Annotated in this window: 14 protein-coding genes and 1 riboswitch; of the genes, 9 read left to right on the top strand and 5 right to left on the bottom strand. The window is 38.4% G+C overall.

Annotated features, from left to right (window positions below; translation table 11 throughout):
* Nucleotides 1–60 precede the first annotated feature (60 nt).
* The 3 genes from V7024_RS04510 (at nt 61) to V7024_RS04520 (ending at nt 4,335) form a co-directional block, all read left to right on the top strand.
* Nucleotides 61–1,416: a cytochrome ubiquinol oxidase subunit I gene (locus V7024_RS04510; protein WP_335516231.1), complete on the top strand. Its 1,356-nt coding sequence runs from the start codon at nt 61–63 to the stop codon at nt 1,414–1,416.
* Nucleotides 1,409–2,428 carry a cytochrome d ubiquinol oxidase subunit II gene (locus V7024_RS04515; protein WP_335516235.1) on the top strand — a complete coding sequence of 340 codons (1,020 nt, stop codon included), beginning with the start codon at nt 1,409–1,411 and terminating at the stop codon, nt 2,426–2,428. Before V7024_RS04510 ends, V7024_RS04515 begins: the two co-directional genes overlap by 8 nt.
* Nucleotides 2,429–2,976: 548 nt before the next feature.
* A complete protein-coding gene (locus tag V7024_RS04520) occupies nt 2,977–4,335 on the top strand; it encodes an arsenic transporter (RefSeq protein WP_335516238.1) in 1,359 nt (452 codons plus the stop codon).
* Between the two features lie 170 nt (nt 4,336–4,505).
* Here the strand turns inward: V7024_RS04520 and V7024_RS04525 are convergent, their stop codons facing one another.
* Both V7024_RS04525 and thiC read right to left on the bottom strand, forming a co-directional pair.
* Nucleotides 4,506–5,063 (bottom strand): DUF7010 family protein, encoded by a 558-nt coding sequence (locus V7024_RS04525; RefSeq protein WP_335516241.1) that lies wholly within the window; start codon nt 5,061–5,063, stop codon nt 4,506–4,508.
* A 610-nt stretch (nt 5,064–5,673) separates the two neighbouring features.
* Nucleotides 5,674–7,434, bottom strand: coding sequence for a phosphomethylpyrimidine synthase ThiC (thiC, locus tag V7024_RS04530; protein WP_335516244.1), 1,761 nt, complete (start codon nt 7,432–7,434; stop codon nt 5,674–5,676).
* A 247-nt stretch (nt 7,435–7,681) separates the two neighbouring features.
* A riboswitch (TPP riboswitch) is annotated at nt 7,682–7,797 on the bottom strand.
* 200 nt (nt 7,798–7,997) lie between these two features.
* On the opposite strand from thiC, the gene V7024_RS04535 reads away from it, so the two are divergent.
* The gene (locus V7024_RS04535) at nt 7,998–9,356 is read left to right on the top strand and encodes an arsenic transporter (protein ID WP_335516412.1); all 1,359 of its coding nucleotides are present in this window, start codon (nt 7,998–8,000) and stop codon (nt 9,354–9,356) included.
* 45 nt (nt 9,357–9,401) lie between these two features.
* A complete protein-coding gene (locus tag V7024_RS04540; RefSeq protein WP_335516246.1) occupies nt 9,402–10,100 on the top strand; it encodes a DUF2642 domain-containing protein in 699 nt (232 codons plus the stop codon).
* Nucleotides 10,101–10,141: 41 nt separating this feature from the next.
* Here the strand turns inward: V7024_RS04540 and V7024_RS04545 are convergent, their stop codons facing one another.
* Nucleotides 10,142–11,803, bottom strand: coding sequence for a lactate permease LctP family transporter (locus V7024_RS04545; protein WP_335516249.1), 1,662 nt, complete (start codon nt 11,801–11,803; stop codon nt 10,142–10,144).
* A 395-nt stretch (nt 11,804–12,198) separates the two neighbouring features.
* Here V7024_RS04545 and V7024_RS04550 point away from each other — a divergent pair, with 395 nt between their 5' ends.
* On the top strand, nt 12,199–12,372 hold the full coding sequence (locus tag V7024_RS04550; protein ID WP_335516253.1) for a hypothetical protein: 174 nt from the start codon (nt 12,199–12,201) through the stop codon (nt 12,370–12,372).
* 261 nt (nt 12,373–12,633) lie between these two features.
* Here the strand turns inward: V7024_RS04550 and V7024_RS04555 are convergent, their stop codons facing one another.
* A complete protein-coding gene (locus tag V7024_RS04555) occupies nt 12,634–13,128 on the bottom strand; it encodes a metal-binding protein (RefSeq protein WP_335516255.1) in 495 nt (164 codons plus the stop codon).
* Nucleotides 13,129–13,157: 29 nt separating this feature from the next.
* A complete protein-coding gene (locus V7024_RS04560) occupies nt 13,158–13,523 on the bottom strand; it encodes a YkvA family protein (protein ID WP_335516258.1) in 366 nt (121 codons plus the stop codon).
* 633 nt (nt 13,524–14,156) lie between these two features.
* Here V7024_RS04560 and V7024_RS04565 point away from each other — a divergent pair.
* The 3 genes from V7024_RS04565 (at nt 14,157) to V7024_RS04575 (ending at nt 18,975) form a co-directional block, all read left to right on the top strand.
* On the top strand, nt 14,157–16,079 hold the full coding sequence (locus V7024_RS04565; protein WP_335516261.1) for an LTA synthase family protein: 1,923 nt from the start codon (nt 14,157–14,159) through the stop codon (nt 16,077–16,079).
* Nucleotides 16,080–16,317: 238 nt separating this feature from the next.
* Nucleotides 16,318–17,190, top strand: coding sequence for a D-amino-acid transaminase (locus V7024_RS04570; RefSeq protein ID WP_335516264.1), 873 nt, complete (start codon nt 16,318–16,320; stop codon nt 17,188–17,190).
* A gap of 210 nt (nt 17,191–17,400) precedes the next feature.
* On the top strand, nt 17,401–18,975 hold the full coding sequence (locus V7024_RS04575; RefSeq protein ID WP_335516267.1) for a C40 family peptidase: 1,575 nt from the start codon (nt 17,401–17,403) through the stop codon (nt 18,973–18,975).
* Nucleotides 18,976–19,264: the final 289 nt, after the last annotated feature.

A 19,264-nucleotide genomic window follows, 5' to 3' on the forward strand; every position in this document is an offset into this window, starting at 1 on the left:
TTGAATAAATTTTCCATAAAGGTAAGAAAATAATGGCAAAAAGAGAAGAGGAGTAGACTTATGGATACTGTTACCCTATCGCGTGCTTTCTTTGGATCATCGTTAGCCTTCCATATTATTTTTGCAACGCTAGGAATCGGACTTTCTTTAATGATTTTTATAAGTGAAGTGTTATATCACTGGAAAAAGGATCCCGATTACTCTGTGATGGCCAAAAGATGGACGAAAGCATTTGCGATTCTTCTTGGCGTTGCCATTCCAACAGGAACAATTGTGGGCGTCCAAATTTCCTTACTTTGGCCTGGCTTTGCCAAGATTGTCGGACAAGTCATTTCCGTCCCGTTTCAAATTGAAATTTTTGCTTTCTTCCTAGAAGCATTGTTCATGTCCATTTATGTGTACGCTGCAGATAAATTGCCACCGTTCATGCGATTAATATCGCTCTTTTTTGTGATGTTCGGTGCAACTGCATCTGCTGTACTTATTACATCGGCAAATACATGGATGAATACACCAGCCGGATTTTCAATGGCTGCAGACGGCTCGGTCTATAATGTCGATCCTTGGAAAGCCTTTTTTAATCCAAGCTTTGTCACAAGCTCCATTCATGTTGTCATTACAGCTTATGCAACAGGAGCTGCTGTCATCGCTTCAATCGCCGGTTTTAAATTATTAAAACGAAATAAGAGCGCACAGGAGATTACCTATCATAAAAAAGGACTATATTTAGGTCTAATCGTCACATTTATTGCAGGCGCAATCATGTGGCTTTCTGGACATGAATCTGCGATTGCCCTGCATGAGCACTCACCAGAGAAATTAGCTGCAGCAGAAGCATTATATCAGACTCAATCACATGCACCGCTAGCTGTTGGGGGCGTACTTGATCCAGAAACAAACAAATTAAAATACGCCATTGAATTTCCAAATCTGCTGAGCATGTTAGTTGGTTTTTCTCCAAATACAGTTGTAAAAGGATTAAATGAATTTCCACAAGAAACGTGGCCGCCTTTTTACACTCATCTATTCTTTGATTTAATGGTCGGAGCAGCTACATTTACATTCGCTGTCGCTGCAATTTCCCTTGGATATTGGTACTTCATTTACCGAAAAAAAGGAGGACAATTACCGAAATGGATGCTGTGGGCCACTGCGGCGTGCGGTCCAATTATGCTTCTTGGCATTGAGTTTGGTTGGATTTTCAGCTGCAGCGGCCGGCAGCCTTGGACAATTTATGGATTTCAGCGGACGACAGATGCTGCCACGCGCGCTGATTTTGTCGGACCATTATTCGTCGTATTTGTCGTCCTTTACATCGCACTTGGTGCATTAACTGTCTTCGTATTACGAACATTCTTTAAGCGCCATCCACTAAAGAACGACTTACAACCAAACAGGGGGGATTCACATGCATGAAGCAAGTATCGCCATTATCATTCTCTGGGCCGTCGTTTTTGTATACAGTATTTTAGGCTCCATTGACTTCGGAGCCGGCTTTTGGGGAATGGTGTACGCAAAGCATCCAACACTTGCTGGAAAGCTGGCGAATCGCTACTTATCTCCAACATGGGAAGTTACGAATACATTTCTAGTCTTTGTCGTTGTGGCGTTTCTCGGCTTCTTTCCAAAGGCTGCATTTACACTTGCAACAGCAATGTTTGTACCTGTTACCTTAATTCTCATTCTCGTTGCCATTCGCAGTACCTTTATGGTGTTCGCTTACTCTGTGCCAAAGTACGAACGTATACTGCGCACAATTTCAGGCATTACAGGTCTATTAATTCCAGCTCTCTTAATTACAGTTCTCCCTGTAACAGAAGGAGCTTTCATTACCACCGCTAACGGGAAAGAAACGTTACTATATGGAAAGTTATTATCAAGCCCAGTCGTATATTGGTACATGCTCTTTGGCCTAACATCCGAACTCTTTTTATCAGCCCTCTTTCTCGCTGACTTTGCTAGTGAACAAGGCTCTAAAGATACATATCGGATTTATCGGCGAAATGCCATCTTACTCGGCCCTGCAACGCTAGTCACAGCTATCATCGCACTTGTCGTCATGGAACCGGAAACACATTGGCTCATGGAAGGTTTAATTAAACAGTTTCTATGGTTTACAATCTCAATTATCTTTTTTATCATTGGCTATTCCTCGCTTTGGTGGACAAACAAAAGACAAGGAATACTAGGCTGGCCGCGCATTGCCGTTCTTTCTGTCGTCGCCCAATATGGATTTGCAAGCTATGCTTACGGCGTTGCCCACCTTCCGTATATTATTTATCCAGAGGTGACCGTGTTCACAAGCTTTACAACGACAGAAACATTTTATGCACTGCTCGTCCTCTATGCTATCGGTATCGCAATTTTACTACCAGGCTTCATCTTCTTCTGGAACTTATTCTTGAAGGATCGATCATTCTTGAAGTGAATCGAAACATAAAGACATTCCGGCAGAATTCAACATAAAGTGAAACTTTAATCAGTGGGGGCTTCATCCCCCACTGATTATTAGCCCTCACCAATCGGACTTTTATGGGCAGTTTATCTCCCATCTAACTTCTTTAGAAAAGCGGAAGCGGCTCGCAAAACAAAACAGGACCTCCACTCGCTCCCGCCTACCAAAAAAGGAGTGTTCTGCCCGTAATATAATAAAAAACTCTTAGTCAAACATCATCTACCACAAAATAAAGAGTAGATTTCACTCCGCATTTACCTAGCAAAAGAAAGTTAGGTAAATGCACGTAGTCAATTTTCTCTTATAAATACCTAATAGGCACATACTGAATATGTGCCTATTTTCATCCCAAAATCCTCATATACTATGTCTTTTCCTTAAAGTATCAAACGTACATATTTTAATAGTTAGTGAAATGTCTCATACCTTCTTTGAACAATTTGAATATGATTAAGTAGAAAGCCTTGGACAAGTCGAAATACTCTTGTTCAAATTAAAGAACTAAGAAGGGTAGGCTAGCTATGGGTATTGAAATTTGGATTACGGTTGTTGTTTTCCTTCTTACCATGACCATCATCTTTTGGCGGCCTGGCGGATTAAATGAAGCCTGGCCAGCTGCAATCGGCGCAGGAATTATCATTATTATCGGACTCGTATCACGCAGCGACATTGCCGATATCATTAGTAAAATCGGCGGCGCCTCTATTACCATCATCGCCACGATCGTTATGGCTGTTATATTGGAAAGTTTCGGTTTCTTCCACTGGGCAGCAGCCAGACTTGCAAACTTAGCAAAAGGCTCCGGGCATCGCTTATATTGGTACATCCAATTACTCTGTTTTCTCATGACATTATTGTTTAATAACGATGGTAGCATTTTAATTACAACACCAATTTTAATTTTACTTCTAAAAAACCTTCAATTAAAACCGCATCAACAAATTCCATATTTATTAAGCGGCGCATTGATTGCAACGGCTTCTAGCGCTCCAATTGGTGTTAGTAATATTGTAAATTTAATCGCACTAAATATCGTTCACATGACACTCTATATGCACACAGCAATGATGTTTGTGCCTGCAACGTTAGGACTTATCTTTATGTCATGGCTCATGTATATGGTTGTGAAAAAGAAATTACCGAAACAACTACCAAAATCCGCTTACGACATTGAAGAGGTCTTTTTCACAAAGCACTTCCATCCATTAAAAGGAAAAGATTCGGTTGATACGAAAAGTAAACGCACGAAATTTATGTTAAAAGTGTTACTGTTTGTCTTCCTAATGCGTTGTCTTCTTTTCGTTGCCTCCTTCTTTGCAATTCCGATTGAGATTGTCGCTGTAATTGGCTCTCTCGTCCTCCTCATCTGGAGATGGTATTATTTACGAACAAACCCAGTCGATATATTAAAAAAGACACCGTGGCACATTCTCATTTTCGCTTTTTCCATGTACGTTATTATTTACGGTCTTCATAACGCTGGATTAACAGCTTGGCTTGTACAAATGTGCGAACCGATTGTCAATCAAAGTTTATTATATGCCAGCTTTACCATGGGGGGACTCGTTTCACTTCTATCAAACATCTTTAACAACCATCCTGCCTTAATGATTGGAACGATTACCTTAACAGAAATGGGATTAGATCCTATTACCCTCAAAACCATCTATCTTGCCAACATCATTGGTAGCGATATGGGATCATTGTTATTACCAATCGGTACACTCGCTTCTCTTATTTGGATGTATATCTTAAAGAAAAATAAAATCAAAGTAAAATGGAAAGATTACTTGAGCGTCTCCTTAATTGTCATTCCAATCTCCACAATCGTAACACTCTTCCTCTTATTCTATTGGGTACAGCTCGTTTTCGCCCGTTAATAACAAAATCCCCCTGCTCTCACTCAGCAGGGGGATGATTATTTATATTAGGTTAGTACACCTGATCATAGATGAAAAAATGTTTAGAAAGGTGCTTTCATGTTTCAACTTATAAAGCACTGACCGCTTCAATGCATCGCCAGACCTCTCGCCCATCCCTAAAAAAGGAGTTAATTTGCGTTTACATACATCTTATTTCCTAAAGCCTTAATCTCAAAACTTAACCATATAGAAAATATAATTTCTAAAGATATCATAACTATTGCCACTGTTACTGGGCTAAAAATAATTCCTACTATTAAAGATGTGAAAGAAACAACTATAGCCATTACAAAATACGCTTTCGATTTATATAGCCATCCAAAAGGTAGTAAATGTGCTCCAAATATTATGGCTAATATCATAACCATTTTTTCAGGAGCTGCTTGATAAATCCACATTGCAATTAAAATATATAAGAATTGATTACAAGAAAATAAGATTCCTAAAGCATTTAATGAATTATCCTTAGTTGAAAATTCCGCTTTTATTAATTTAGATATCATAAAAGCAATTGGTAAAAGCGTTGCAGTAATACAAAATGTTAATAAGTTTTTTGTCGATACCTCTTTTATCGGAAGTAGCCATACTACTAAGATAGCACTCCACATAATGATTGAAGCCAGAATAAAATGTAATCCCCGTTTGCCTCTTATCGCTATATCATCTCTTAATCTATCTAATTCCAATACCTCATCCCCTTTTCATAACATATTAACGAACGAAACAAACCAAATATTGGTTATTTCGCATGTTTATTATATAGCATTTTACCCAATTTTGTATTTTTTTTGAACATTAACGTTATTTAAGCATAGCTTTACTAGGTCTCCTCCAATTCGTCTCATTTTCCATATAAAGATAGAACAACAAATCCCCCTGCTCTCGCTCAGCAGGGGGATGATTATTTATATTAAGTTAGGTACACGTGATCATTGATTGAAAAGGTGTTCAGAAAGATACTTTCTACATAAGTCTATTTAAAACCCTAGCACACAAAACAAAGCAGGCTCTCCACTTGCCTTCTACCTTTGTTTTACATCGCACGGGGCTGAATAAGGCACTGACCGCTTCTACGCGCGGCCAGACGCTCTCGCTCCCCCTAAAAAAGTTTTTATGTTAATTTTCCAACACATAAGCGGCTGACACACAAAGCAGGACCTTCACTTGCTCTCTACATTGGTTTTACATCGTACGAGGCTGAATAAGGCACTGACCGCTTCTACGCGTGGCCAGACGCTCTCGCCCACCCTAAAAGAAAGGTTTTGTATTTCAAGTTTTGTATTTCAGGTTTTCTACTCATCTATATAACTGACTACCCGTTTCTTTAAACTCTTCTGCTTTTTCTTTCATCCCTTTTTCAACTGCTTCTGTTGTTTCTAAATCATTATCTTTCGCATACTCACGAATATCATGCGAAATTCTCATACTGCAAAACTTCGGACCACACATTGAGCAGAAATGCGCTGTCTTTCCTCCTTCTGCCGGCAATGTTTCATCGTGATATTCCATTGCACGTTCAGGGTCTAATGATAAATTAAATTGATCGCGCCAGCGGAATTCAAAACGTGCTTTTGAAAGAGCATCATCGCGCTCGTGTGCTGTTTTATGACCTTTTGCAAGATCAGCAGCGTGTGCAGCAATTTTATACGTAATGACACCTTCACGAACATCATCTTTGTTTGGCAGGCCAAGATGCTCTTTCGGTGTTACATAGCAAAGCATTGCTGTACCGAACCAGCCGATCATCGCTGCACCGATTGCAGAAGTAATATGATCATACCCAGGTGCAATGTCTGTCGTTAACGGTCCAAGCGTATAAAACGGTGCACCTTGACAAATCTCAAGTTCTTTATCCATATTCTCTTTAATTAAATGCATCGGTACATGTCCTGGCCCTTCAATCATCACTTGGACGTCATGCTTCCAAGCAATTTTCGTAAGCTCTCCTAATGTTTCAAGCTCAGAAAATTGAGATTCATCGTTTGCATCCGCAATCGAACCAGGGCGTAACCCATCTCCAAGAGAGAAGGAAACATCGTACTTCTTCATAATTTCACAAATTTCTTCAAATTGTGTGTATAAGAAGTTTTCTTGATGATGGTATAAACACCACTGCGCCATAATCGAACCGCCGCGTGATACAATCCCTGTTACACGCTTTGCTGTAAGCGGAATGTAACGAAGCAGTACACCAGCATGAATTGTAAAGTAGTCTACTCCTTGCTCCGCTTGTTCAATTAGCGTATCACGGTATACTTCCCACGTTAAATCTTCGGCAATTCCGTTTACCTTTTCAAGCGCTTGATAAATTGGCACTGTTCCAACTGGTACAGGAGCATTTCGGATAATCCATTCACGCGTCGTATGAATATTTTTCCCGGTAGAAAGGTCCATAATTGTATCAGCACCCCAGCGCGTTGCCCACGTCATCTTCTCAACTTCTTCAGCGATAGATGATGAAACAGCTGAGTTCCCAATATTCGCATTTACTTTCACATGGAAGTTACGGCCAATAATCATTGGTTCTGCTTCTGGGTGATTAATATTTGCTGGTAAAATAGCACGCCCTTCAGCGATTTCCTTCCGCACAAACTCCGGCTCCATACCTTCGCGAATGGCTACATATTCCATCTCCGGTGTGATGATCCCTTTACGCGCATAATGCATTTGCGTAACATTTGCCCCGTCTTTTGCACGAAGTGGCTTCCGTCCCATTTGCGGGAATACAGGCGTATGTGTAGACGCTGTTTTCACCCCATCATCTTCCGGCTTCACTTCACGACCTTCATACTCCTCTACATCTCCTCGTTCCACAATCCAGCAGCGGCGCGGCGCCTGCAATCCCTTTTCTAACTCCACTTTGTAATTCGGATCTGTATAAGGACCACTCGTATCATACACACGAATAGCCGGGTTTGGTACACCGTTTGTATCGCTTTGTGCAATCTCACGCATTGGTACTTTCATGCCTTTACGCATACCTTCTACATATACTTTCTTGCTTCCTGGTAAACTTGACTTCAACTCAATTTGCTCAGCTGAAACAGATTGTTTCATCATTTTTCCCTCCCCTGTGTCTTCACTTTTCTTTAGATCCAGCTTCGCCTCCTAGACCCTTCCGTCTAAGAACCTTCCGCACGAGAAAACAAAAAGCGCTTTCTGTGCGAAAGAACCTTAGCCAACGGGTCTAAACAGTCGGCTCCACTTTTCTAGCGACAAGGACGAGAACTAGCGGCTTGCAATGCCAAATAAAAAAGCCAGGTCCATCATAAAGAATAGGACCTGGCAACATAAAGACATTGTTATGTAAAGCCGTCAACTTCCCTCCGCTGGTACGAACCAGATCAGGTCCAAAGGGTTAAGAAGCTTCAACACGCTTCTCTCTCAGCCCAGCTCTATCGGGCACCCCTAGTTTATCACTGATTAAATTTTCACTACGCTCCTATCATACATCATTGTCTAAAAAATGCAAAGATATTTACATTTTTCTTTTTCACTCAAAAAATAGTTATTTCACTTAGTACAAGCAAAATCCACACGTCATACATATGTAATATAAACCGGTATAGGAATATACTTTGTACGGACACTTCACTATAAGAACAGGAGTGAAAGAGTTGATCAGCCTACAATCTACAATAACCATACTCGCTTTTCTCGGAACTATGCTCATCATCTTTTGGCGACCAAAAGGAATGAATGAAGCAATTCCAGCAACAGTTGGGGCAATGATTGTCATTTTAAGCGGCACCGTTTCTTTTGCTGACTTAGGTGATATTAGCTCAAAAATTATTGGCGCTGCTATAACAATTATGGCGACCATTGTTATGGCAATCGTACTAGAGAGTTTTGGCTTTTTTCATTGGTGCGCGGTTCAACTTGCAAAAAAAGCAAAAAGCTCTGGTATTCGCCTCTTTTGGTATACAAATCTTCTTTGTTTTCTCATGACATTATTCTTTAATAATGATGGTAGCATATTAATTACAACTCCCATTTTACTGCTTTTGTTACACCATTTACGACTTACACATGATCAAAAAGTACCTTACTTATTAAGCGGCGCACTCATTGCCACCGCCTCAAGTGCACCGATTGGTGTAAGCAATATTGTAAATTTAATCGCTTTGAAAATCGTCCATATGGATTTATACATGCATACAGCAATGATATTTGTTCCTGCCACTTTAGGCCTTCTTTTTATGGCGTTCCTATTATTCCTCATATTTCAAAAACAATTACCGAAAACGCTCCCGGTCTTACCGATACATTTAGATGAAAATTTCGTCAAAAAATCTTTCCATCCATTGCAGCCAAGGCCCCAAATAGATGCAAATCGTAAGCGAACACGATTTATGTTCGGGATTCTATTATTTGTTTTATGCGTTCGTATCAGCTTGTTTATTGCATCGTACTTTCAATTTTCTATCGCCATCACAGCGGTCATTGGCTCTATTATTTTACTTGGGTGGAGATGGTACAAACTGCGCATTCCACCGATTGACATGATTAAGAAAACACCCTGGTATGTGTTAGTTTTCGCATTTTCTATGTACGTAATTGTATATGGACTTCACAACATCGGTTTAACCGAATTTCTCATTACAAAACTTCATCCACTCATTACCAGAAGTTTATTTCATGCCGACTTTATTATGGGCGGCTTACTTTCTATCCTCTCTAACATCTTTAATAACCATCCTGCCTTAATGATTGGTACGATCGCACTTACCGAAATGGGACTAGATCCGATTACATTGAAAACGATTTATCTTGCAAACATCATCGGTAGCGACATGGGCTCACTACTACTCCCAATCGGTACATTAGCAACCTTAATGTGGATGTATATTACAAGAAAAGGAAAAGTAAATATCAGCTGGGGAACGTATATGAAAGCGACATTTCTCGTCATTCCGCCAACTGTCATTTTCACGCTACTTTGCTTATATTATTGGATGAAATTGGTCTTCGCAGCTTAAAAGTGAGGAAAAAGAGCGTATGTCATTACAAGAAAGGAGATTATTATGCTTCATTTACAAAAATATATTAATCGGCCCATACAAGTAACAATATCCGGGGAGCTTCTCCCATTTGAAGGAATTATGATTGATAAAGGATCAGATATAATCGTATTGTATGATGGAGAAAAATACATGTATATCTCTAGTTTACACATTCAACATTTAACTCCACTCATAGAATCCTTACTCTTTGAAAATCTCACAATTCCAGAATCTTTACTACCACAAGATATGTTATCAACCGAATCCACAATTTCACTTCGAAAAACACTACAAGTGGCAAAAGGACAATTTATTGAACTCGCACTATCACACGAACATTTTTTACATGGATATGTCACTCATATTATGAATGACTATTTTGTCTTCCTCTCACCTGTCTATCAAACATTATATATTCCATTTCATCACGTAAAATATCTTATTCCTTATCAAGAAGCTGAAACGCCTTATGGCTTAGAAAGAGAAAGACTATCACCAGCAGCATCAAAACTCACACTTGCCCGGACGTTTTCTGAACAATTGAAAAAACTAAACCAACATATTGTATTACTTGATTTAGGCATACAAGCTTACAAAGTTGGAAAATTAACGGAAGTAACTGACAGTCAAATTGAACTCATTACAGCACGTAATCAACATTTTCATTTCAATTTATACCATATTAAAACTGTTCATTTCCCTTATCAAAATCAAAAATAATCAAAAAGGGGACCTCTCGTTAAGAGAAGTCCCTTTGTTGTTTAAGGAATCATCCAAGTTAAATAATAAGCTTGAATATATGTGATAATACCGATGATTGTTACAAAGAATAAACTATGTTTCACTGTGAAGCGGAATAAATCCGATTCTTTCCCAGTAAGTCCAACTGCCGCACATGCAATTGCAATCGATTGCGGCGAAATCATTTTACCCGTTACACCACCTGTTGTATTTGCAGCAACAAGCAACACTTCCTTCACACCTACTTGCTGCGCTGTAATAGCTTGTAGGTTTGAGAACAATGCATTTGCAGATGTATCTGATCCTGTTAAGAATACCCCAATCCATCCAAGGAATGGTGAGAAGAACGGGAACAAACTTCCAGTTCCTGCTAATGCTAATGCTAACGTCGATGAAAGTCCAGAGTAATTTGCAATAAATGCAAAACCAAGTACTAATCCAATTGATAGAATTGGCATTTTTAACTCTTGTAATGTTTCTTTAAATGTCGCTACTGCTTGTTTTGGACTCATTTTTAAAACAAACATTGTAATGATACATGCAATTAAAATTGCTGTTCCTGTTGCTGATAAAATATCAAGCTTCAATACAGCTTCATACGGCGTTGGTTTATTAACAATTGGCTCTGCCTTCATGACTAAATTATGCAGACCCGGAACTTTAAATTTAAATACTAAACTTTCAAGCGCACCGCCTGGAACAAATAGGTCTTTAAAGAATTTTTGGCTCCAAATAACAACCATTACCGTTAAGATAATAAACGGTGACCATGCTTTTAAAACTTTTCCCGTCGTTAAGTTCATTGTAGAACCAGCATCTACCGTTGCCGCAGCTTCATCTTGTCCTTTTCCAGAACGGTAAATTGCTTTTGGCTGCCATACTTTTAAGAATAGCGATAAACTCACTAAACTTACTAATGCTGATGTAATATCTGGAAGCTCAGGTCCAAGATATGTTGCTGTAATAAACTGCGTAATCCCAAATGAGCCGCCTGCTACAAATAATGCAGGCCACGTTTGTTTCACACCTTTTAATCCATCCATTAAGAATACGATGAAAAATGGAACAAATAATGATAGAAGCGGCAATTGATGCCCAGCCATCTGCCCTACTTTATGAGGGTCAATACCTGTTACTTGACCAGCTACTAAAATTGGAATACCCATAGCTCCGAACGCTACCGGCGCTGTATTAGCGATTAAGCAAAGCCCCGCTGCGTATAATGGGTTTAAACCAAGTCCTGCAAGAAGCGCCGCCGTAATCGCTACTGGTGCTCCAAATCCAGCTGCCCCTTCTAAAAACGCCCCGAATGAGAAGCCAATTAAAATAACAAGTAGACGATGATCACTTGTAATAGAAAGAACAGATGCACGAATAACATCAAACTGTCCCGTTTTTACTGAAATTTTGTATAAAAACACTGACATAACGATAATCCACGCAATCGGCCATAATCCATAAGCAAAGCCATAACCGGTTGCTGCCATCGCCATCGTAAATGGCATTTTATAAACGAAAAGTGCAATTATAACTGTTAATACGACTGTAATAAATCCTGCAACATAGCCTTTCATACGAAAAACTGCTAACGCTAAGAAAAAAAATATAATTGGAATCATTGCAACTGCTGCCGAAAGCCAAATGTTACCTAGCGGATCATAAATTTGTGTCCATGTGCTCATAGCCCCTCTTCCTTTCTAGTATCCCCTGTTTGCTAACAACCATATAAGTAGATCACCAGGTCATCAGACCTTTAGATCTAAAAATAAAACGTTTTAAGAAAACGTTTTCATCAATGTCATATTTATACTTTATCATATTCTCTTTTATTTACAATCCCAATTTTCAAATTTTCTTCACAATTTCTTTGTTCACTTTTTCACAAATTGTGATATGATTATATGTTCTGTAATAAAAAAACGTTATCATTTATATATATACACCCTTTGATTTTTCAACATAAAAAAATGACCTGCCCCGCATACCTAAATACATTGTTATTTCCAGTTCATTCATGAATAGTAAAATAATATTTCCTTATACTAAAGCTGAAAACTGACTTTAGGAGGGCTAAAAAATGGCTGAACAAAACCGAAATCAATCTGCTATTGACGAAGGGCGCAATAAAACAAAACGCGGCATTGAAGCAGCAAGCGATGCAATGCAAAATGCCGTTGATGCTGTTGAAGATGCTGGAAAAGCAACAGTTGATCGTATTTCTGAAGCAATGAAAGATGTCACAGCTAGATAGTGTATTTCATACGGAACAAGGAACTGACCCAAAAGGCACATAGGTGCCTTTTGAGGTCAGTCTTTTTTCCGTTATCGACCGTTCTTTAGAATATATCGGCGGTTCGACACGGTATAAAGACCCTTCGACAACATTCGGCATACAAATAGTCGATCTGCTGAACTAGATCATATAGAAAAGTGAAAGGAGCTGACTAAAAAGTGGACTTTTTAGTCAGCTCCTTATTATAAGAGTAAAAGCACTTGCAGTATGCAAGTGCTTTTACCATCTTCTTTTTCTCCGTTTGCGGTGCATCATCTTTTTCCGCCTTGTATTCACACCATCCGCTATAATATGTAATGCACTAGCAGCTATAACGCCGAGTACAAACGTGATAATTTCTACTTCATGCTCCTTGGCAATTTCAAGCAAATTCCCCTCTAGCACCGTTTTATTTAACACGTATAAAAACGGTGAGAAAACAAGCAGCATGTAGAGAAGCCGAATTAAATCACCAATAATAATGGTATGTGTAAGCGGTGAACGATGCGGCATCACAGTTTGATATGGATACCAAAAGATGCGAAGTAATCCCCATTTCCGATAAGCAGCACTATGGATATCCAAATCCGGTGTTAAAAAGTAAGTCCCAACAATAAACCCAATCGCAAACGTAAGTAAAAAATCAAAATTTGTTAACCCGTAAGAAACAAGCATAAATAATAAGATAGGAAGAGAAACTAAGTTTATCTTCGTGTGTGTTTTTCCTGATGGCATATCCCATTCCTTCCGTTAGACGTTTCGCTTCATGAATCTAACTTTTGATCGATAAGTGACGTATCCACATCAGAACTAAACCATTCTCCCAGTTTTGTGCGCGCTTGTTCTTTTACTTTTTCATCGACATACATTGCAGCTTGTACGAGTGCAGCTGTTAATGCCCCTAAGTCATCTGTATAACCAAGTCCAGCTACAAAATCAGGAATCACATCAATCGGTGCAATAAAGTACGCAAGAGAACCAATAATTACAAGCTTTACTCGTTTTGGAACATCTCGTTTTTGTAATACATAAAACAGCAACAAGCTAGCATAAATAACTGAATGTCCCGCCTTAATTGCCGCATTTTTCACTTTATTCCAAAACGCTTCAACTGAAAAATTCTCCTTCATTATGAAAGCTCCCCTCGCTATTCTTCCGCGATTTGCGGTCAATTTGTGACGAAATAAAGAAATTTAGTAAGAGCGTTTCATTAGCAGGTGACATTCTCTTACTAATAGAAATTTCATATTTATTTCTAATAAACCAAGTTTATTTACAACATAAGCAAACTTCACACACATACAATATAGTGTAGATTCTAGCTTGGAACGTTACTTATCATATGCTCTCATTATAGCAAACAAACACAAAAAGAACAAGTGTTCGATTTATATTTTTAAATTTTTCTCAATATAAAATACTCTCTCCCACTACATATTCTTTCCCAATTTTGTTATATTTTTTAGTTGACGAGCATATAAACCAATGTTAAAGTTTTCACTGTCAGCTATAACGGAAAAAATACAAAAAATGTAAAATTCCAACGTGTTCCTAATAGCCAATTTTTGTTGTATAATACAAAAATGACGTTGTGCTTACGGAACAACATAGAGGCAGGAAAACAAAAGGTATGCATAGTTCAAGTCATATATGGATGTATGAAAGAAAAAACTCTATCCATGGCAAAGAAAACTATGTATTTTTTATTTTAGCATTTTTCTCTCAAAAATTGACCAAGCCTAATAGAGAAAGGGTGAAAATGGATGAAGGAATCTTTGAAATTACAATTTCAAAACGTGCGATTTACGTTATTTGTTGCCCTTACATTATGGTTAAAAACGTATATTATCACACGTACTAGCTTCGACTTAAAATTAGAATCGTTTATGCAAGAATTTATTTTATTTATTAGCCCATTAGCAACATCATTATTTTTAGTGGGTCTTGCATTATTTGCAAAAGGAAAAAAACGAAATTATATTGCACTTGGAATCGACTTTGTCCTGACTATTGTTCTTGTTGGTAACGTAATGTTCTATGGTTTCTATAATGACTTCGTAACATTACCTGTACTAGGACAAACGTCAAACTTTGGTAGTCTTGGCTCTAGTGTAAAAGAGCTCTTTAACTACAAAATTATTGTTGCGTTTGCTGACCTTATCTTCTTCTTTATTCTTTTAAAGAAAAAGAAAGAGTATGCAAAAACAGAGCGTGTTTCACGTCCAATGCGCTCATTATATTTTGTATCAACAATTGCTATTTTCTTTGCAAACTTAGGACTTGCAGAAACAGAGCGTCCTGAATTATTAACGCGCTCATTTGACCGCGTCATGCTTGTGAAAAACTTAGGTTTATACACACACCAACTATATGATCTTGGTTTACAAGCAAAATCAAGTTCACAAAAAGCATTTGCAGATGGAAGTAAGTTGCAAGAAGCAGAAAACTATGTGAAGACAGTACAAGAAAAGCCAGACCCAAATATGTTCGGCGTAGCAAAAGGGAAAAACGTAATTGTTGTATCTCTTGAATCAATGCAGACATTCTTAATTGGTTCTAAAGTAAATGGTCAAGAAGTAACGCCATTCTTAAACCAATTCGCCAAAGAAAGCTATTACTTTGAAAACTTCTATCATCAAACAGGCCAAGGTAAAACATCTGATGCAGAGTTTCTTGTAGACAACTCATTATATCCATTAGATCGCGGCGCTGTATTCTTTACACACGGTAACAATGAATTTATGGCAACACCAGAAATCTTGCACGATCAAGGTTATTACACAGCGGTATTCCATGCAAACAACGCAACGTTCTGGAACCGCAACATCGTGTACCCAGCACTTGGTTACGATCGTTACTTTAACGAATTAGATTATAAAATTACTCCTGAAACAAAACTAGGTTGGGGTTTAAAAGATATTGAGTACTTTGATCAATCAGTGGATATGTTAAAAAATATTAAGAAACCGTTCTATACACGTTTCCTTACATTAACAAACCACTATCCATTTGATTACGATGAGGGAACAAAATTAATCGAACCTTATAACTCTGGTGACGGTGTATTTGACCGTTACATGGTAACAGCTCGTTATTTAGACGAAGCATTAAAACACTTTATTGAACGTTTAAAAGCAGAAGGCCTTTACGATAACTCTGTTATTGTATTCTATGGCGACCACTACGGTATCTCTGAAAACCATAACCGTGCAATGGCACAGTTCTTAGGAAAAGAAGAAATTACAACATTTGACCATATGAACTTACAACGTACACCGTTCTTCATTCACGTTCCTGGTCAAAAAGAAGGTAAAACAATTACAGCACCTGCTGGAGAAATTGATGTAAAACCAACAATTCTTCATTTACTAGGTGTTGATACAACAAATGATATTCGTTTCGGGCATGACTTGTTCGCGCTAGACCGCAAACCATTTGTCGTATTACGTGATGGAAGCTTCGTTACAGATCAATACCTTTACAAAAATAACACATTCTATAACCGCCTAACAGGTGAGGTTGCACAAGTACCAAAAGCTGAAGCACAAGCAATGGTTGACCGTGCTCAAAATGAATTGCATATGTCAGATAAAATCATTGAAGGCGATTTACTTCGTTTCTATGAAGGCAACAAAACAAAAACAGGTACAATCAAAACAACGATTAAAGAAAAAAGCGCTGAGTAATCAGCGCTTTTTTTATAGCTGTGTAATCATCACACAACCTTCACCAAAATTTTACATAAAATTCACGAAACATATCTATAATAAAACATGTAAGCTTTGTCCCTAATAAACAAGCTACCCTCCTTTATGCAACGTTCTACTGTAGAACGTTGTTTTTTTTGTATTATAAAGCAGGATTCTTTCTTTCAACCTTCGAATTTGTATGTGCAAACACTACTTGGAGAAGGAAGGGGAAAACATGACGTATGAACGCTTTGTATTTTGGAATAGAAAAATGATTGATACAGCAAAAGAACAACCTCATATTGATTTAGAAGAGCGCGGTCTACAGTTTGGTGATGGCATATATGAAGTTATTCGTATTTATAAGGGTACTTTACACTTATTAGATCCACATATCACAAGGTTATACCGCTCTATGGAAGAAGTTGAGCTGTCCCTTACTCTCTCAAAAGCTGAGCTTATCTCATCCTTATACGAACTAATTGAAAAGAATCAATTTCAAGAAGACGGCATCATTTATTTACAAATTTCCCGAGGTATCAAACCTCGTATTCATGCCTTCTCTTTTGATACAACTCCAACTATTTATGCTTACATTCGAAAAAAAGAGAGACCTGCTTTATGGATTGAGTATGGGATTCGCGCGATAACAGAGCCCGATATTCGCTGGCTTCGCTGCGATATTAAGTCATTAAATTTGTTAGCAAACATACTGGCTAATACGAAAGCAGAGCGAAAAGGCTGCAAAGAGGCTCTTCTCGTTCGGAATGGCATTGTCACAGAAGGTAGTCTTTCTAACTTCTTTCTTGTGAAAAATGGCATACTATACACCCATCCTGCAAACCATCTCATTTTAAACGGCATTGTTCGGCAATATATTATATCGCTTGCCCATACATTACATATTTCTCTGCGAGAAGAATTATTTAGCATTCATGATGTATATAAAGCAGATGAATGCTTCTTTACAGGTACAACCTTTGAAGTAATGCCGCTTACCCATCTAGATGGAACCCCTATTCAAAACGGACAAGTAGGCCCTGTCACAAAATTACTGCAAAAAACATTTATGCAAAGCTTTTCTACTTCCAACGCCTTTTTACCTTGACTATGAATGACAGTACATCTATTTATTGTAAATATATAGATGTACTTTCTATAATAAGGTGCAAATTGGCACCTTTCTTTTTTTTTAACCTTTTTGTCATATATGGATTTCGCTATAAGCATTGACATCAGTCGACAACCATCTTAGAATTTTTATTAGTTGGTAATTTTTTCATCACCTAAAATACAGGCAGAAAGGAATCGACAAACTATGAAAAAATATCTTGCTGGTCTTGCAGCAGTGTCTGTAGCAGGTGCAGCAGCCCCGACAATGGGCACAGTTCAGGCAGCAGCTCCTGATCAAAACGCACAAAAACCTGCAGCACAAACAGCACAAACAACTAAAGCAGCTCCAAAAAGCGACACAAAATACACAGTAAATGCAGACGTATTACGCGTTCGTACAGGTCCGAGCACATCTCATGACATTTCGTCTCGTGTATATGAAGGACAAACACTAAACGTAATTGGCCAGGAAAACGGCTGGCTCAAAATTAGCTATAACGGAAAAGTTGGCTACGTTAGTGGCGAATTTGTAAATACGGGCACTTCTAACAGTAACAGTGGTTCTCAATCACAAGGCAACTCAACTGTTCAACCAGCAAGCGGAAATTATTCAGTAAATGTATCTTCCCTTCGCGTTCGTACAGGCCCGAGCACATCACACACGCAATTAGGTTCTGTACATAAAGGACAAGTTGTACAAGTCATCGGTGAAGTACAAGATTGGTTCAAAATTAGCTACGGTGGACAAAACGCTTATGTTAGCAAGGACTATGTAACAAAAGGCGGTTCTGATTCAAACGTTGTACAAGATAACCAACAACAACAAAATAACAACAATGTTACAGTTCAAACAGGTGGTACTTATGTTGTAGACGCTACGTCTTTACGTGTTCGTACAGGTCCGGCTACATACCAAGGTATCATTGGCGGCGTATTAAAAGGCCAAACATTAAACGTTATTGGCGCTGAAAATGGCTGGTTCAAAGTGAAGCATAACGGAAATACAGGTTATGTTAGCAGCGAATTTGTGAAATTTGTAAAAGGCGGCACTTCTACAGCTAATCCGCCAGCTAACAACAACAACAATAACAATAACAATAACAATAACGACGATGATAACAAAGTCGAAACTCCAGCTCAAGGCGGCGGAGAATATTACGTTAATGCAAGTGCATTAAATGTACGTGGCGGTGCTGGAACAAACTACGGTGTAATCGGTGCACTGCCACAAGGACAAAAAGTACAAGTAGTTGCAGACGAGTCTGGCTGGAGCAAAGTTAACTATAACGGCCGCACTGGCTATGTAGGAACTCGCTTCTTATCTAAAACACCTGTAAGCGGTGTACAAAATAACAAGCCAGCTCAAAAACCAGCTGAAAACAACAGCAACAATAATAACAATACAAGCAATAACTCTCGTGATACTTCATCACTACTTTCATACGCACAATCAATGGAAGGTGTTCCATATGTATGGGGCGGCACTTCTGCAAACGGTGTTGACTGCAGTGGTTATATTTATCACGTATATAACAAATTTGGCTATTCAATCAGTCGTCAAAGCGTAGCTGGATATTGGAGTAGCTTCCAACATACATCTAACCCGCAACCAGGCGATTTGATTTACTTCAAAGACACATATAAGTCTGGTCCATCTCATATCGGTATCTACCTTGGTGGCGGTAGCTTTATTCAAGCTGGGGACAATGGAGTTAAAGTGGCATCATTAAATAACTCATATTGGAGCAGTCATTTCTTAGGATATTCTAAGCCTTATTAATTAATAGTTTCAGAGCCTTCTAGATTACTAGAAGGCTCTTTTGTTATATATACAATTTAAAAATCCCCTTTTTTAGATGAACGAGAGCATCTAGTCATGCGTAATAGTTCAGATTCTTTTTCTGCCACATGCACAGGTTAAAACAAAGGGATAAAACGAGTGCAGGGCACTTTTTTTCTTCATAGTAGCGACTTATATGTTAAAAAATCAAAATCAGTATATATATAAGTGCAAATAGAGAAACTGATATAAAGTGAAACTTTAATCAGTGGGGGTTTTCTTCATCCCC

The sequence above is a fragment of the Bacillus sp. JJ864 genome (genome assembly GCF_036963045.1).
Lineage (GTDB): Bacteria > Bacillota > Bacilli > Bacillales > Bacillaceae_G > Bacillus_A > Bacillus_A pseudomycoides_C.

What these genes read in the sequence shown, in the direction of transcription:
- V7024_RS04510 (WP_335516231.1), top strand. Translation starts at nt 61, where the DNA reads ATGGATACTGTTACCCTATCGCGTGCTTTCTTTGGATCATCGTTAGCC.
- V7024_RS04515 (WP_335516235.1), top strand. Translation starts at nt 1,409, where the DNA reads ATGCATGAAGCAAGTATCGCCATTATCATTCTCTGGGCCGTCGTTTTT.
- V7024_RS04520 (WP_335516238.1), top strand. Translation starts at nt 2,977, where the DNA reads ATGGGTATTGAAATTTGGATTACGGTTGTTGTTTTCCTTCTTACCATG.
- thiC (WP_335516244.1), bottom strand. Translation starts at nt 7,434, where the DNA reads ATGAAACAATCTGTTTCAGCTGAGCAAATTGAGTTGAAGTCAAGTTTA.
- V7024_RS04540 (WP_335516246.1), top strand. Translation starts at nt 9,402, where the DNA reads ATGCTTCATTTACAAAAATATATTAATCGGCCCATACAAGTAACAATA.
- V7024_RS04545 (WP_335516249.1), bottom strand. Translation starts at nt 11,803, where the DNA reads ATGAGCACATGGACACAAATTTATGATCCGCTAGGTAACATTTGGCTT.
- V7024_RS04550 (WP_335516253.1), top strand. Translation starts at nt 12,199, where the DNA reads ATGGCTGAACAAAACCGAAATCAATCTGCTATTGACGAAGGGCGCAAT.
- V7024_RS04555 (WP_335516255.1), bottom strand. Translation starts at nt 13,128, where the DNA reads ATGCCATCAGGAAAAACACACACGAAGATAAACTTAGTTTCTCTTCCT.
- V7024_RS04560 (WP_335516258.1), bottom strand. Translation starts at nt 13,523, where the DNA reads ATGAAGGAGAATTTTTCAGTTGAAGCGTTTTGGAATAAAGTGAAAAAT.
- V7024_RS04565 (WP_335516261.1), top strand. Translation starts at nt 14,157, where the DNA reads ATGAAGGAATCTTTGAAATTACAATTTCAAAACGTGCGATTTACGTTA.
- V7024_RS04570 (WP_335516264.1), top strand. Translation starts at nt 16,318, where the DNA reads ATGACGTATGAACGCTTTGTATTTTGGAATAGAAAAATGATTGATACA.
- V7024_RS04575 (WP_335516267.1), top strand. Translation starts at nt 17,401, where the DNA reads ATGAAAAAATATCTTGCTGGTCTTGCAGCAGTGTCTGTAGCAGGTGCA.